Source organism: Paenibacillus aceris (genome assembly GCF_017874035.1).
GTDB lineage: Bacteria > Bacillota > Bacilli > Paenibacillales > NBRC-103111 > Paenibacillus_E > Paenibacillus_E aceris.
In genome coordinates this window covers 189,367-205,754 of sequence record NZ_JAGGKV010000014.1, presented here as the reverse complement: position 1 = coordinate 205,754, position 16,388 = coordinate 189,367, and the positions used below count along the sequence as shown (strand labels likewise).

At 47.6% G+C, this 16,388-nt stretch carries 9 protein-coding genes and 7 tRNA genes; all 16 read left to right on the top strand.

Features of this window, described 5'->3' with window-relative positions:
- Positions 1 to 22: 22 nt before the first annotated feature.
- A tRNA-Asn gene (locus tag J2Z65_RS23355) sits at positions 23 to 98 on the top strand.
- A gap of 141 nt (positions 99 to 239) precedes the next feature.
- Positions 240 to 312, top strand: a tRNA-Val gene (locus tag J2Z65_RS23350).
- A gap of 18 nt (positions 313 to 330) precedes the next feature.
- Positions 331 to 407: transfer RNA gene (locus J2Z65_RS23345), tRNA-Met, on the top strand.
- A gap of 43 nt (positions 408 to 450) precedes the next feature.
- Positions 451 to 526, top strand: a tRNA-Phe gene (locus J2Z65_RS23340).
- Positions 527 to 550: 24 nt separating this feature from the next.
- A tRNA-Trp gene (locus J2Z65_RS23335) sits at positions 551 to 624 on the top strand.
- 21 nt (positions 625 to 645) lie between these two features.
- A tRNA-Lys gene (locus J2Z65_RS23330) sits at positions 646 to 721 on the top strand.
- 42 nt (positions 722 to 763) lie between these two features.
- Positions 764 to 835: transfer RNA gene (locus J2Z65_RS23325), tRNA-Gly, on the top strand.
- A 391-nt stretch (positions 836 to 1,226) separates the two neighbouring features.
- Entirely contained in the window at positions 1,227 to 1,958 is a 732-nt protein-coding gene (locus J2Z65_RS23320) for an AAA family ATPase (RefSeq protein ID WP_167052365.1), read from the top strand.
- A gap of 183 nt (positions 1,959 to 2,141) precedes the next feature.
- Positions 2,142 to 3,971, top strand: coding sequence for a sensor histidine kinase (locus tag J2Z65_RS23315; RefSeq protein WP_167052368.1), 1,830 nt, complete (start codon positions 2,142 to 2,144; stop codon positions 3,969 to 3,971).
- Positions 3,964 to 5,484: a response regulator transcription factor gene (locus tag J2Z65_RS23310; protein WP_167052369.1), complete on the top strand. Its 1,521-nt coding sequence runs from the start codon at positions 3,964 to 3,966 to the stop codon at positions 5,482 to 5,484. The genes J2Z65_RS23315 and J2Z65_RS23310 overlap by 8 nt, the downstream gene beginning before the upstream one ends.
- 149 nt (positions 5,485 to 5,633) lie before the next feature.
- The gene (locus tag J2Z65_RS23305; RefSeq protein WP_167052371.1) at positions 5,634 to 7,112 is read left to right on the top strand and encodes an ABC transporter substrate-binding protein; all 1,479 of its coding nucleotides are present in this window, start codon (positions 5,634 to 5,636) and stop codon (positions 7,110 to 7,112) included.
- Between the two features lie 72 nt (positions 7,113 to 7,184).
- Entirely contained in the window at positions 7,185 to 8,123 is a 939-nt protein-coding gene (locus J2Z65_RS23300) for an ABC transporter permease (protein WP_167052373.1), read from the top strand.
- Between the two features lie 27 nt (positions 8,124 to 8,150).
- Positions 8,151 to 9,068: a carbohydrate ABC transporter permease gene (locus J2Z65_RS23295; RefSeq protein WP_167052375.1), complete on the top strand. Its 918-nt coding sequence runs from the start codon at positions 8,151 to 8,153 to the stop codon at positions 9,066 to 9,068.
- 55 nt (positions 9,069 to 9,123) lie between these two features.
- Complete coding sequence (locus J2Z65_RS23290; protein ID WP_167052376.1) at positions 9,124 to 10,443, top strand: glycoside hydrolase family 125 protein; 1,320 nt, start codon at positions 9,124 to 9,126, stop codon at positions 10,441 to 10,443.
- Positions 10,440 to 13,580 (top strand): beta-galactosidase, encoded by a 3,141-nt coding sequence (locus tag J2Z65_RS23285; RefSeq protein WP_167052378.1) that lies wholly within the window; start codon positions 10,440 to 10,442, stop codon positions 13,578 to 13,580. Before J2Z65_RS23290 ends, J2Z65_RS23285 begins: the two co-directional genes overlap by 4 nt.
- A gap of 3 nt (positions 13,581 to 13,583) precedes the next feature.
- Positions 13,584 to 16,322: an alpha-mannosidase gene (locus J2Z65_RS23280; RefSeq protein WP_167052380.1), complete on the top strand. Its 2,739-nt coding sequence runs from the start codon at positions 13,584 to 13,586 to the stop codon at positions 16,320 to 16,322.
- Positions 16,323 to 16,388 lie beyond the last annotated feature (66 nt).

Genomic DNA, 16,388 nt, shown 5'->3' with positions numbered 1-16,388 from the left:
ATCCCGCTTGGCTCCACCATATTCCCTGATAGCTCAGTTGGTAGAGCACTCGACTGTTAATCGAGTTGTCACAGGTTCGAGTCCTGTTCGGGGAGCCATTTTCACAAATATTCGAGCGGTTGAAGAAGTGGGACAGGCAATCATGCAGACGTCATCATAAATGTTCTTTAGGGTTTAATCCCCTTCTTCACCTGCTCTTTAGATATAGGTTTCATCCACATATTACTTCTTTATCCTGTGGAGGCTTAGCTCAGCTGGGAGAGCATCTGCCTTACAAGCAGAGGGTCGGCGGTTCGATCCCGTCAGCCTCCATTTTCAATAATTCAACGACGCGGGGTGGAGCAGCCCGGTAGCTCGTCGGGCTCATAACCCGAAGGCCGCAGGTTCAAATCCTGCCCCCGCAACCAACTTCTTAATGTGGTGTTTTGCTTGCACCGCTACTTTAAATAAGGCTCGGTAGCTCAGTCGGTAGAGCAGAGGACTGAAAATCCTCGTGTCGGCGGTTCGATTCCGTCCCGAGCCACCATCTTTTATCGGTATCCGTTGATCTAGGGGCATAGTTTAAAGGTAGAACAAAGGTCTCCAAAACCTTTGGTGTGGGTTCAATTCCTGCTGCCCCTGCCAAAAATGCCAGAATTCTTATAAGAGTCATTAGCTCAGTTGGTAGAGCACCTGACTTTTAATCAGGGTGTCGTAGGTTCGAATCCTACATGACTCACCATCATGCGACTGTAGGGTTTAAGTACCCATACGCACATCACACGCGGAAGTGGCTCAGGGGTAGAGCATCGCCTTGCCAAGGCGAGGGTCGCGGGTTCGAATCCCGTCTTCCGCTTCATGCAAGCAAGTAAAAAAGTAAAGGAGCTGCCACGGCAGCTCCTTTTGCTTTTCAAGATCAACAGGTTATTCTATTGATGTTAAGTTAAGGCGCGAATCTAATCTCTAATAACACAGAATTTTTATTATTTTGATCCATATTTTGAAGAAGCTCGATTAGTTTTATGGCTGCATGCCATTTTTTCTGCTCAATGCACGCTTGGATGATTTCCGTAATATCGCGTTGAGTTAAGTTGTCGTATTGTACAGCCTGGTTATGAATTGTCGTTCTCGCCCCCTTTCTATGCCAAGATATGCAAATAATTCATTAGAAATGCATGAGAAAAAGGTTATATTAGAATAGCAATATGGATTAGGTCTATGAAAGTTTAGTATGGAGTTGAACATTGATGTACTTGCGAAGCCTTGAGATTCTGAGGAATGAAACAACAGATCCGAAAGCGTATCCTTTTTCCATACCTGCTGTAAATAGCTTAAGATCACTTTCTTTTCGGACAAATGTGACTTTTCTTGTCGGGGAGAATGGTTCGGGCAAATCAACACTTCTTGAAGCCATTGCTCATCAAAGTGGATTTAATACGGCAGGTGGAGGGAAGAACAATTATTATGATGTGGATGCTTCGCATTCCATTCTAGGAGATCATATTCGTCTCTCTTGGCTGCCTAAGATTACGAATGGCTTCTTCCTAAGAGCTGAAACGTTTTATCACTTTGCATCGCATTTGGATACGATACCCGAAAGCCTGAAGTATTATGGCGGCCGTTCTTTACACGAGCAATCACATGGCGAAGCGTTTCTTTCTCTTTTTAAACATCGGTTTGGAAAAAAGGCGATTTATCTTCTCGACGAGCCTGAGGCGGCGTTATCCCCAGCGAGACAATTGGCATTAATGCGGGTTATTAAAGATTTAGAAAAGGAAGCTCAGTTCATTATTGCAACGCACTCTCCAATCCTTCTGGGTTATCCCGATGCACAGATTTTTAACTTTGATGACCAACCTATTAAGGAAATTAACTATGAGGATACGCTGCATTACATGATTACTAGACGGTTTCTTGAAAATAGAAAGAGAGTCCTCCAAGAGCTATTTTCGGATTCGGATGAGAACAATGGTTGGTAACTTAACTTGCAATGATCGATAAAAGCTAAATGGGCTGCCGATAGTTGAATCCGGCAGCCTTTTCCTATATGACGACGATGTCTTTCCACTTTGTTCCTGTGACATCACGGCTGCCGCTGCAATTTCATATGCCGTTTCCGGCATGTTATAATGAACCGGATTAAATCAGGAGATGATTGCCCAATGGGGTTCGTGAAAGTTTATTTAACTTATTTGAAAAAAAACTTGTTTATGAGGCTGCTGCTCCTGTTCTCTCTGATTACGGTTATCACGATTATTTCTTTTTCTTATTTCATATATCATTCGATGTCGCAAGCCGCCATCAATAGAGAGCTGGATATACAAAAGAAAGCTATGACGAACGTAAACACTTATTTAGGGGAGAAATATGAGGCTTCACAATCCATTTTATTCGGGCTATATCGGGATAGCTCGCTGGCTGCAGGCGTAACCTTTATGCTGCAGCATCCTTTCCAAGAATACGTACAGCACAGTCTTGAGCAGTACAAGTATAACTTGGGCGGAACCAGCACGTGGAATGACGGATTGCAGTATTTCAAAAATCATGTGGAAGATGATTCGGATATCCAGAATCTGATGCTGTACAGTGTAGATCAGCAGGTGCTGTATGTGTTGGGCCGCAATCGCCAACTGCGCATGGTCCAGGCGAATGCAACGCATTCTTACATTCCTGAAGCGATGGCGCTGGACAGTAAGAGCGTTTCCTTGCCAAATATATGGCTTCGCGAAGCAGCGGAGCAATGGGATAACCATTTATACGCCGTACGAACACCGATCAATGATAAGCAAACGCTGAAAAATATAGGTCAACAGATAGTTTTCTTCAGTTCGGATGGGATCTGGAAAGTGTTATCGAATGAGAAGGAAGAACTGAAAGGCACCATTCTCGTTGTAACCCCGGATGGAGGGGTCGTGTTCGACTCCTCCGATCAATTCTACGGCAGGCCCTATCCTTACATGGATCAGATAGGTTCACTCTACGAGAACAGCGTTGTGAATCAAACGGCCTATGTGACGAAGCTAACGCAAAGCAAAGGAGATTTTATCGTTGTCGGCATGATGCCTAAAGCGGAGCTAGCAACGTCGTCGCGGCGAATTGGGACTACGATTTTTACGATTAGCGCAATATGTATTTTTTTCACGATTCTGCTTCCATCCTTGCTTGTACTGAACGTGGCTAGACGGACCAATCAGATTATTCGGTTCACGCGTAAGGTTAGACAAGGTGATCTGAGCGCGCGCATACCGGATAACCGAGAGGACGAGCTAGGTCAAATTTCACGCAGCTTTAATGAGATGATCGATGAACTAAACCAATACATTGATCGTGTGTATAAGGCAGATATTAAGCAAAAACATACAGAACTCTCGGCTTTGCAGGCTCGGGTCAATCCTCACTTTCTGTATAATACATTGGAAGTAATACGCATGCGGGCGATTACCCAAGGCGCGCATGACGTCGGCGAAATGATTTACAGCTTATCGATGCTATTCCGAAGTTTTGTTCAGCAGAAGAAAATATACACACTGAAGGATGAGCTTGAAGCATGCCGGCTATATTTGGAACTGTTCCAGATTCGATATAAAGATAACTTTACCTATTCAATCGAAGTGGATCGGAAGTTAGCTTCTTTCCGTGTCATGAAAATGTCGCTGCAGCCTGTTATCGAGAATTACATCGTCCATGGTTTGCGCAGCGACAGCAACGATAACGAGCTTCATATCCGGGTGACACAGGTGGAGGAGTTCATTCATGTCCAAGTGGAGGACAATGGCAACGGCATTACGCCTGAGCGACTGAGTGAGCTGGAGACCTTCCTGAAAACGGAGGAGAAGGAAGGGGAGTCTTTCGGCCTGCGCAGCATCAATCAGCGCCTTAAGCTTCTCTACGGCAGCAAGTACGGCTTAGGCTTGCGAAGTGAGCCAGGGAAAGGCACAACGGTAGACATATGGCTGCCTATGGACGAGGGGAAGGAAGTATATCATGTTTAGGGTGTTTATTGTGGATGACGAGCCATTCATCATCGAAGGCTTGTATGACATTATCGATTGGGCAGAGGCAGGGCTTGAAATTGTAGGACATGCGAGCAACGGACAGAAGGCGTTGGATGCTTTAAAGGAAACATCGGTCGATATCCTGTTAACAGACATATCCATGCCCGTGATGAACGGTCTGGATTTGATTCGTGAAGCCAGAATGGTTCATCCGGGTTTATTGTTCATCGTGCTCAGTGGTTTCGATGAGTTTTCTTATTTAAAAGAAGGCATGATGCTCGGCATCGAAAATTATTTATTGAAGCCCATCAATATTAAGGAACTGAAGGCGACTCTCCACAATACGGTTGAGAAGCTGAACACCTTCAAAGAGACTCGATTGGTGCAAGCTTACAGCAAGCAAATTTTAAAGGACAATACGCTGCATCGTTGGTTAACGCATCAGATCGCGCCGCTGGAGTTCTATGAACGTGCAGAACTGCTAGGCATCAACCTGGATTGCGCCTATATGGCAGCCGCTGTTCTAAGGACGGATTCGGATGCTTCGGAAGCTTTTGATGCCATATCTTCTCGGGTAGAATCCTACGACTGGATGACCTCGTTCTTCGATTTGGACGGAGATATCGTTCTGCTTGCTGCTATGGATGATGCCGATCGAGGCCGACAAGAGCTAACCGGCCTGCTTCAACAACTTCAAGCCTGGATGCCAGAACGCCGGCTCCGGATCACGATAGGCAGCGTGGAGCATCTTCCTGAGCAAGCGGGGCAAAGTTACGCGGCGGCTAAAAAGGCGCAGGAATATTTTTGGATATATCCTGAGCTTCAACTGATCGATTATCATGACATTGCGATTCGTGAAGGGAATCCTAAGGCGAATTTCTCCATGATTGATTGGCCCGCTTATGCCAAGCTGATCGTAGCCAAAGATCAAGCGAATCTTTGCCAGCTCATTCAGAGCGATTTGAAGCGGATTCAGTCAATGCCTGGAATAACGCCCCAAGATTTTCAGGATATTGCTCTCGAAATGGTGATTCATTTCAAAATGGAGTTGAAAGCGATCCGACATACGGAGGAGCCGGACGTATACAATCATGCTTTTCAACAAATTAGGAGCGCTGATACGCTGGAGGATCTGGAAAAAGCGATATTGGAGATGGCTGAAACAACCGTTAGTCTTCTGATTTCAGACGTTCGCAGCCCAATCGTGCAGCAAGTTTTGAAATATATCCAACAATCGTACGCGGAAGAGCTGTCGCTCAAGATGTTGGGGGCCCATTACAATATTCATCCGGTCTATTTGGGACAGCTGTTCCACAAAGAGATCAATGAGTCGTTCACGGAATATATCAACCGCTACCGGATCGAGAAAGCGAAAGAATTGCTGAAGACGACAAATTCCAAAGTCCTTGTCATTGCCAAAGATGTGGGATATTGGGAAGTGGGCTATTTTTATAAACAGTTTAAAAAGTATGTGGGGATATCCCCGACCGATTATCGAGGACTGCTCTAGGGAAAACTGGAGGTCAGTCCTCTTTGTTTTTTCTTTGATTTTTACATGGATCATTTAATTTATCGTCTATTTGTAAATGCTTTCATGAGTTACTGTAAATATAGCCCCTAGGGCTTACACAATAGAGCACTTCACAGGGAGGATACACAATGAGTAAGATCAAGAAACGCTTAGCTACTACACTTGGACTAACCCTTGCAGTTTCTATGACGCTTAGTGCGTGCGGCAGCAAAGATGCCAGCGATACGAAAACGACGGGAACTCCAAATAAACCGGTTGAGTTAATTTGGTACACCATTGGAACACCGCAAAAAGATGTCGATCGCGTTATGACGGAAGTTAGTAAGTACACAGCTGAAAAAATTGGTGTAACTGTTAAAATGAACATGCTCGATTGGGGCGATTATGCGCAAAAAATGCAAGTAATGACCGCTTCGGGAACACCTATGGATATCATGTTCACCTCTTCGTGGGCATTCGATTATGTACAAAATGCACGTAAAGGAGCCTTCACGTCGATTGACGAACTTCTCCAAAAAAATGGACAAGGCATCGTAAAAGCATTGGACCCAGCCTTCTTAAGCGGTTCCAAAGTGGACGGGCATAACTATGGTGTGCCGGCAAATAAAGAGTTACCAGCGCAAGATGTATGGCGCTTCAACAAAAACTTGGTCGACAAATACAATTTGAGCCTGGATAAAGTAAACACACTCGAAAGCGTGGAGCCGCTGCTCAAAACGATCAAAGAAAAAGAACCGAATGTATATCCGCTTGCTGTAGACAAATCTTTTATGCCATATGTTCCTTATGACTATGTCATTGAAAAAATGCCGATGGCTGTGAAGATCGACAACACAGATTACAAAGTAGTAAACATTCTGGATACTCCGGAAATGAAACAATCTCTTAAAACGATGAACAATTACTACAAAGCAGGCTACATTCCTACGGAAGCTGCTACGCTTAGCTCGCTGAATGATGTACAAGTTACAGGGAAATGGTTCATGGATAAAGCAACGAACCAACCGTTCGCGGACAACCTATGGTCGGCAAGCTACGGCTACCCGGTTGTATCCAAGCAAGCTAGCCCTGCAATGATTTACAACTGGTCGGTTATGGGGTCCATGCAGGCTATCTCGGCCAATTCCAAGTATCCGGAAAAAGCGATGGAGTTCCTGAACTTGTTGAACACGGATCCGGTACTTCGTAATATGGTTGATTCCGGCATTGAAGGCGTTCACTACAAAAAAGTAGGCGAGGACAAAATGGAAAACTTGCCTGATTCCAAAAACTACGACATGCCGACATTCTCACTAGGCAACGTTCTGCTTACGTATAAAGACCAAAAAGACCCTGAAAACAAATGGGAAGAGTTCAAGAAGTTTAACGATACAGGCATACCTTCACCGCTTCTTGGTTTCAACTTCGATCCTACGAAAGTGACGGCGGAAATTGCCGCGGTTCAAAACGTGAAAGAAGAATTCTGGGCAACATTGATGACAGGAACGGTTGATCCTGAGAAATTCATTCCACTGGCGAATGAGAAATTCAAAGCGGCTGGATTGGATAAAATCATGGCTGAAGCACAAAGTCAGATCGATGCTTGGAAAGCAGCGAACAAGAAATAAAATGGTTTGGGATGAGGCGAATGGTGAACATTCGCCTGATCTTTTTCTAATCTGATCATAAGAGGTGATTGTATGACAAGAATAGGAGCATTCTTAAAAGATGTTAAACAAAGTAAAGTGCTGCTGCTCATGGCATTGCCAGCGACGCTTTGGTTCCTGTTCTTCTCTTATTTACCCATGGCCGGTATGGTAATTGCGTTTAAGCAATATCGCTATAGCCGCGACGGCTTTTGGGCAAGTATTGTGGAAAGCAAATGGGTTGGCCTGCAAAATTTCAAATTTCTATTTAGTACGAATGACGCATATATCATTACGCGCAATACACTGCTATACAATATCGTATTTATTGTAGCAGGGCTGGTTCTTTCCGTAGGGTTAGCTATTATTTTATCGGAAATTGCCAATAAGAAGCTGGCGAAGTTGTACCAAACGGGGATGTTCTTGCCTTACTTCTTATCTTGGGTAATTGTAGGTTACTTCGTGTTCAGTTTCCTTAGCTTCGATAAAGGGATGCTTAATCATATTCTCTCATCGTTCGGAGTCGATCCGATCCGGTGGTATAACGACAAGACTTACTGGCCTCTTATAATCATTTTTGTTTACCTCTGGAAGTCCGTAGGCTACAGCAGTGTTGTTTATTTGGCAGCCATTATGGGAATTGACAAGTCGCTCTATGAAGCTGCGATGATTGACGGTGCAAGCAAGTGGCAGCAAATAAAGCACATCACCTTCCCGATGTTGAAACCGCTGATGACGATTCTGACATTGCTCGCGATCGGACGTATCTTCTATGCCGACTTCGGTTTATTCTTGCAAGTGCCGAGAGATTCGGGAACACTGTACTCGGTAACGAACGTTATTGACACCTATGTATACCGCGGGCTCAAATCAACCGGGGAAATCGGGATGAGTACGGCTGCAGGTCTGTATCAATCTGTTATTGGCTTCATTCTTGTCATGACGTCGAACTACGTGGTTAGAAAATTTGATAAAGATAATGCCCTGTTCTAATAGGCCTTTGGAAAGGAGGACGTTCAAATGATTGCCAAACCGATGAAGAGTCGTGATTTTCATAGATTGCCGCCTGTTTTGAATATATTGTTTAACCTCGTCGCAGGGATCTTTGCATTTGCTTGTGTGTTTCCATTCCTATTTGTGACGATCATCTCATTTACGGATGAGAAGTCGCTAAGCAGCAACGGTTATCGGATTTTTCCAGAGAAGTGGAGTTTGGAAGCCTACAGATATCTCTTTAAAGCCGGGGATCAGCTGCTTCTTTCTTATGGTGTAACCATTCTAGTAACAGTAGTTGGAACGATAGTAAGCTTGCTTTTGACGGCGACATTTGCCTATGCGATTTCACGCAAAAGTTTTAAATTCCGCAATTTTTTCGGATTTTTCGCTTTTTTCACGATGCTGTTTAACGGTGGACTCGTACCGACATATATTGTTGTCACGCAATTAATGGGACTTAAAGATTCGCTTTGGGCATTGATTTTACCGCTGGCGGGCAATGCGTTCTATATAATGATCATGCGAACTTTCTTCAGCACGTCCGTTCCTGACGCGATTATTGAATCCGGGAAAATCGACGGGGCCGGAGAATTCGGGATTTTCGTCAAATTAGTGCTGCCACTTTCGCTTCCGGGACTGGCGACTATCGGCTTATTCAGTACGCTGGGGTACTGGAACGATTGGTTTAATGCGCTGCTCTATATTGACACGCCTAATCTCGTGCCATTGCAATCCATGCTGATGCGCATCGAGAACAGTATGCAGTTCTTGCTGCAGAATACAAGCAATCCTTCGATTGGCGTAGGCTTGCTGCAGTCACTGCCGCAGGATACGTCGCGAATGGCGATGGTTGTTCTTGCAACGGGACCGATTATTTTTGCTTATCCGTTTTTCCAACGGTACTTTATTCAAGGCTTGACGATCGGCGCCGTGAAAGAGTAATTCATACGAATTTCATACGACTTTTGTTAATCAAATTATTTTTGGAGGACTTACCATGGAACAATTCAGACTGCCGAAAATTCCAATGCCGAAGCTGGAACTGCCAAAGGCAATTCAAGACGTATTAGCGGAAGCCGAAGAGAAGTTGGCGCATCGTCCGAAACTTTTGCAATTATTTAAAAACTGCTTCCCAAACACGCTGGAGACAACGACGAAGCTGATGGACGACGGAACGACATTCGTTATTACGGGGGATATCCCGGCATCATGGCTGCGCGATTCGGTCGAACAGGTGATGCACTATGTGCCATTCGCGAAGAACGATCCGGATCTGGCTCGCATCCTTAGCGGATTGATTAAACGGCATATTCAATATATTCACATTGATCCTTACGCTAATGCTTTTAACGAATCGGCGAACGACTGGCATTGGAACAAAGCAGACCAAACTGACATGTCGCCATGGGTATGGGAGCGGAAATTCGAGCTCGATTCTTTGTGCTTCTCGATGCGACTGGCTTACGCTTATTGGAAGGAAACGGAGCTAACGGATATTTTCGATGCCGGATTCAAAGCGGCGATGTTCAAAATTTACGAGCTCTTCAAGACGGAACAGCATCACTTTGAGCAGTCTCCTTATCGTTTTACACGCAATAACGGAATTCCTACCGATTCGCTGCGCAATAACGGGCTCGGGATGCCGGTGAATTATACAGGCATGGTTTGGTCGGGTTTCCGCTCAAGCGACGATGCTTGCGATTTTCATTACAACATACCTGCGAATATGTTTGCGGTCGTGGCCCTTCGTCATATGCAAGAATTCGCAGAGTGGGTGTTCCGGGATATTGACTTCTTAAATGATCTGAGTGCATTGGAAGCGGATATTGATCACGGTATCCAATTGTATGGCATTTATCGCCATCCGAAGTTTGGACCGATCTACGCTTACGAGACAGACGGCTTCGGCAACTACTGCCTGATGGATGACGCGGGAACGCCTGGACTCATGTCGATTCCGTATCTGGGTTATGTCTCCGCTGACGATCCGATCTATCAGAACACAAGACGATTCGCGCTAAGCAAGGAAAATCCTTTCTATTTCGAAGGCAAAGTAGCGAAAGGGATCGGCAGCCCTCACACGCCGGACAATTACATTTGGCATATGGCTTTATCCATGCAGGGAATAACGGCTTCCACTGCGGAAGAGAAGCTGGCGATGATCGACATGCTCGAGGCAACAGACGCAAACACTGGATTTATGCATGAAGGCTTCCATGTTGATGACCCAACCATTTTTACGCGAAAATGGTTCGCTTGGTCGAACAGTCTGTTCTCTCAGCTTGTGTATAAAGCAATGAAGGAAGGGTTGCTATGAGTCGTCCAGTTATCATTTTCTATGATGCTGAATTCCCGATTCTTTCACCGTTGGAAGTTCCGACCGAAGAACTTGCGGCGCAAGGTGGGCAAGTTGTAGGGGCTGATTCGCTGGCTGAAGCGCTCCGGCAAGCGGAGGGAGGATGCTTCGTCAATCTGCATGCACCTTATTTTCCGAAGTCCGCCTGGCCGGACATTCTCGCGTTCTTAAAACGCGGCGGCGGGCTTCTGAGTGCAGGCGGCGCAGCCTTCAAACGACCGGTTCGCCGGCAGGCAGAAGGTTGGCATGTGGAAGCGGAGCAAACGGCCTATCATCAGCAGTTATTCATCCACGAAATGCTACCTGTCGATGCGGCTCCGATTAGCAGCTATGCGGCTCTAGAAGGCGTGCCGCTGCTTAAAGGGCAGGAATCGCTGTTCACGGTTGCGGGTACGTGGAACATGGTGCCGCATACGACGCGAAACAGCGATTTGCCTCATCAAATGGGGGCTGCGGGTACGATGAGCACGCAAATCTATCCCCTTTTGAAAGGCATCAGCAAGGATGGCCGCGAGGTCGCTGCACCTGTTGTGCTATGGGAGAACACCCGCGGCGAGTTTATCGGCTCGCGCTGGATATTCGTCAATGTTCCGCTCAGCGCTTCTTTCTGGAAGGGCGGCGGAGTTAAGGCTCTGCTGGCCTGGGCGGCATATAGCGCCAAAGGAGTGACTGAGCTCTGGATCAAGCCGAATTATGCGAGCTATGAGCCAGGGGAGCATGCGGTGCTGACGCTTCAAACTCAACTCTTGGGAAGGCATGGGGTTGGGAACGGAGCTTCGACCATAGCCGCATGGACATTCGACCTTAAGGTAGAACGTGAAGATGGAGCACAAGCCGGTTGGACCTATCAAGTGACGGCTGAAGTGAACAAGGAATTCAACCTTGTGCGCATTCCTGTGCCTTTAGCGATTGAACGCGGCCTGTACCGGGTGACATGCAAAGCGGAGGCAGAGGACGGCGAGATTCGAGTGCTGCGCCAAGGGTTCTGGGGCTATGATCCCGTTCTTCTGAGTGAGGGAACGCCTATCGTTTGCAACAGAGATTATTTCATCAAGGACGGACGTCCGCTGCCAATTGTCGGAATGACGTACATGACCAGCGATGTCGCACGCAAATTTCTATTTCTGCCGAATGCCGATGTTTGGGACCGAGATATGGCCCAAATGGCCAAAGCGGGCATTAATTGGATCCGCACAGGCATCTGGACAGCCTATCGCAACATTATGCAGGTGGACGGCCATGCTTCCGAAGAAGTGTTGCGAGCTATCGACGCTTTCTTCTTAACGGCGAAGAGGCACAACCTGCAAGTGACGTTCACTTTCTTCTCGTTTACGCCCGAGACTTGGGAAGGCGTCAACCCTTACTTGGATCCGCAAAGCGTGGAAGCGCAGAAGCGGTTTATCCGCTCTATCGTATCTCGTCACACGGCTTCGACACATGTGGATTGGGATCTGATCAATGAGCCTTCAATGTTTGATCCGGCGCAGATTTTCTCGGACGGCCCCCGTTCGAGTCGCGACGTATTCGAGCAGGCAGCATTCGTAAATTGGCTTAAAACTAGGCATAACAGCATTGAGCTCCTTCAAGAGAGATGGAATATGTCGCCGGAACAGCTCCCGACATTCGAAGCGGCAGCCATTCCAGAAGCGGATAGCATTAATTTTGACGTACAGGATATGCACCGAGCGAAAAAAGGAACGCGCTGGCTGGACTACTGCCTGTTCTCGATGGATATGCATAATCGCTGGGCGAAGGAGCTTTACGATACGATCAAAGAAATCTGTCCGAACCATCTAGTTGTGGTCGGTCAGGACGAAGCACTGGGCGCGCAACGGCCTTCTCCGCTGTTTTATGAGGAAGCTGTGGACTATACAACCGTTCATTCGTGGTGGCTGAACGATCATCTCGTTTGGGATGGTATTTTTGCAAAAACGCACAACAAGCCTAATGTCATTCAGGAAACAGGCATCATGTATGTGGAGACACCGGATGGCCGCGCCAAACGTTCGGAGAACGAGCTGCGAAGTCTATTGGAGCGCAAATATGCGTATGCCTTTGCTACGGGAGGCGCCGGTGCCATTCATTGGATTTGGAATACCAATTTCTATATGGATAATGCCAACGAGTCGCATATCGGCGCACTGCGCGCAGACGGCACAGAGAAGCCGGAGGCTGATGTTTCCTACGATTTCGGACGGTTTATGGCGGAGATCCGGGATTTATTTGAAGATAGGACGCTGGAGGACATCGTGGCGATCTTCCCTTATTCGAATGATTTTTCGAACCGGAAAATGGCTTTCGATGCCACAACGCAAATGACCCGCGTACTCTCTTACCAGCTGAACATGCCGCTGCGTGCGGCTTCGGAATATCATTTGGACGTGTTGGAGGAGCAGCCTGCGAAGCTGATCGTACTTCCAAGCGCGCATAATATCGAGGAACAGGCTTGGAACAAGCTGATTGAGATCGTCAAAAGTACGGGTGCGACGCTGCTTGCAACAGGCCCTATCAGCCTTGATGCCTATTGGAAGCCAGCGTCTCGTCTCATCGATGTGCTGGGAGAAGGGCAGCTTCACAATGTGCGCAGGGAAGAAATGCTCCTGCTGCAAGGCGAACAGCTGCCGGTATCCTTTGGCAAGCGACGCATCGCCGAAGCTGTTAAAGAAGTGCGAACCGTGAATCCGGGCGCTCATGCCGGTTCCGGCCGTATGGGGGATGAGGTTGTTGATATCCCGCTGGGGAAAGGCCGACTCATTTGGAGTCCGCTGCCGGTTGAACTGAACGAACGGACAGAAGCGCTAGCTGCCTTGTATCGTTACGCGGTTCAGGCAGCAGGCTGCGAAAGCGGCCTGCAATGGAAGCAAGGCGGCGATATCGCTGGTATTTACGGAAGAAAGCTGCGTTATAAACACGGCTTCTTGTACGTATTCGTCTCCGAATTTGCATGGGACACGAAGATCGAAGTGGTAGATGCGGATAGCGGAGCAGCCTATGCATTTACATTGGAGAAAGAGCGTTCGGTGCTCTTTGCAGCGGATTCTGAAGGTAATATCATCGCTGTGTACCGACCGGATGAAGTCCATATTGAAAGGAGATAAGCCATGAGTACCAAAAGAACAGCCCATATCATTTCCCATACGCACTGGGATCGGGAGTGGTATTTGCCTTATGAAAAGCATCACGTACGTCTAGTCAAGCTAGTGGACACTTTGCTGGATAAGCTGGATAACGATCCGAATTACCGCAGCTTTTATCTGGACGGTCAAACCATCATCTTAGAAGACTACCTACAGGTCAGACCCGATCAGAAAGGGAAGTTGGAAAAATATATCCAGGATGGCCGCATCATTATCGGTCCGTGGTATATTTTGCAGGATGCGTTCCTCACTAGCGGTGAAGCGAATGTACGGAATATGCAAATCGGGCATCAAGATGCAAGAAAATATGGCGCGGTCGCGAAAGTCGGCTATTTTCCCGATACATTTGGTCTCGTAGGCCAGACGCCACAGCTGATGCAGCAATCCGGCATTACGAACGCGGTATTCGGCCGTGGCGTAAAGCCGACAGGCTTTAACAATACCGTTTCTGACGGTGATTATGAATCCTCCTTCTCCGAGCTGATGTGGGAAGGGCCGGATGGTTCCAAAGTGCTCGGTATTCTTTTTGCCAATTGGTACTCGAACGGCAATGAAATTCCTGTGGATCAGGATGAAGCGAAAGCATACTGGGAGCGGAAGCTGGCGGACTCGGAAAAATACGCATCAACCAGCGAACTGCTCTTCATGAATGGCTGCGACCATCAACCGGTTCAGTTGGATTTGCCTGAAGCGATTCAAACGGCGCGGGAATTGTACCCGGATACGGTCTTTATTCATTCAAATTTCAACGATTATTTGCAATCCGTGCAGCGTTCCATGGAGCATGAGCTTTCGACGGTAAAAGGCGAGCTTCGCAGCCAACGCACGGACGGATGGTCGACACTGGTGAACACCGCGTCTGCACGTGTTTATTTGAAACAGATGAATCAACTGGGGCAAGCGATGTTGGAAAAAGTAGCCGAACCTCTGGCCTCGATCGCGCACGCTCTCAAAGTCGGGGAGAAGTATCCGCATCATCTGTTCACGTATGCGTGGAAAACACTGATGCAAAACCATCCGCATGACAGCATTTGCGGCTGCAGCGTGGATGAGGTACACCGGGAAATGGTGACTCGTTTCGAGAAAAGCCGGCATGTGGCGGAAGCCATTACAGAGGACAGTTCACGAGCGATTGCTGAAGCGATCGATACATCAAGTTTCGCGGAAACGGGCAAGGACGCGTTACCTGTCGTAGTCTTTAATACATCTGGCTGGAAGCGCACGGGCATTGTTCATATTGAAATGGATGCGCTACGTCTATACTTCCGTGACGGGTATACATTGGAAGATGCTAGCCGCCTTGCGAAAGAAGCGGATGTTTCGGGGCGTGTGCTGGTGGATGAGCAGGGAAATGTGATTCCGTGCACGGTAGAAGATCTCGGATTGCAGTTCGGCTACGATTTGCCGGATGATAAATTCCGTCAGCCGTACATGTGCCGCAAAGTGAAGCTGACATTCGAGGCGGAGAAGGTTCCTGCCTTGGGGCTGAAGACTTTCGCTTGGGTGAAAAAGGAGTCGGCGGTTGCTCAGTCTTCACTCCTCACCGGAGACCGAGTATTGGAAAATGCCGTGCTGAAACTCACCATTTCGGATGATGGCTCTTTCACGCTGACGGATAAGAAGAGCGGCCGTACGTACCACGATTTGGGCATATATGAGAATACCGGGGATATCGGTAACGAGTATATGTACAAACAGCCGGATGGCGAAGCGGCGTTAACGACCCGCGGTACAGACGCACAAATTCGTGTGTTGCAAGATACGCCATATCAGGCTGCCATTGAAATCGTTCATGAATGGGAAATTCCTGCGTCGGCAGATGAGAAACTTGAGGAAGAGCAGCGCGATCTGATCTACTTCCCGCATCGTAAAGCGCAGCGTTCCACTCGTATGGTGCCTATGACAATCCGTACGGTTGTCTCTCTGAGCCGCAGCGGTAAAGGGGTTGAGATCGAATCGACCTTCAATAATCAGGCAAAAGACCATCGACTGCGGATGTTATTCCCTACGGATTTGAACACGAGTGTTCACCACGTGGATTCCATGTTTGAAATTCCGCAGCGGGATAATACGCCGGCAGCGGAATGGGAGAATCCAAGCAATACGCAGCATCAACAAGCATTTGTAGATGTCAATGAAGCGGGGACGGGTCTTGTTGTGGCCAACCTCGGTTTGAATGAATACGAAGTACTGCAGGACGGACGCAATACGATTGCGGTGACCTTGCTTCGTGCGGTTGGCGAGCTGGGCGATTGGGGCTTGTTTCCTACGCCGGAAGCACAGTGTCTAGGAGCGCACACGGTTCGCATGGCGATCATTCCGTACAGTGACTCCGACATGCAGTCCGGCGCTTATAAGGAAGCTTACCAGTTCCAAATCCCGTGGACGTTATGTCAAACGGGTGTTCACCCTGGTAGCATTGCACCAACGTATGCGCCATTCCAGTGGGAAGGCGGCGACTTGGCTTTCTCCTCGCTGAAGATGAATGAAGGAACAGGCGATCTGCTGCTGCGTTGGTACAACATGAGATCTCGGGCGGCCGAGCTGAAGCTCAACTCCAACATTCCGTATTACTATTTCTACAAGAGTACGATCTTGGAAGAACACGGCGAGCGCATGGATACGGACGCTTCAGGCCAATTGTCTCTACAAGTAGGTGCTTGTGAAATCGTGACGATCGGGATTGCTCGCCAGATCAAATAACGGCGGTACTGGTGCGTAAAACTCTTTTCTTTTGTTTGAACCAAGAAGCCCTTGATCTCTCCATCT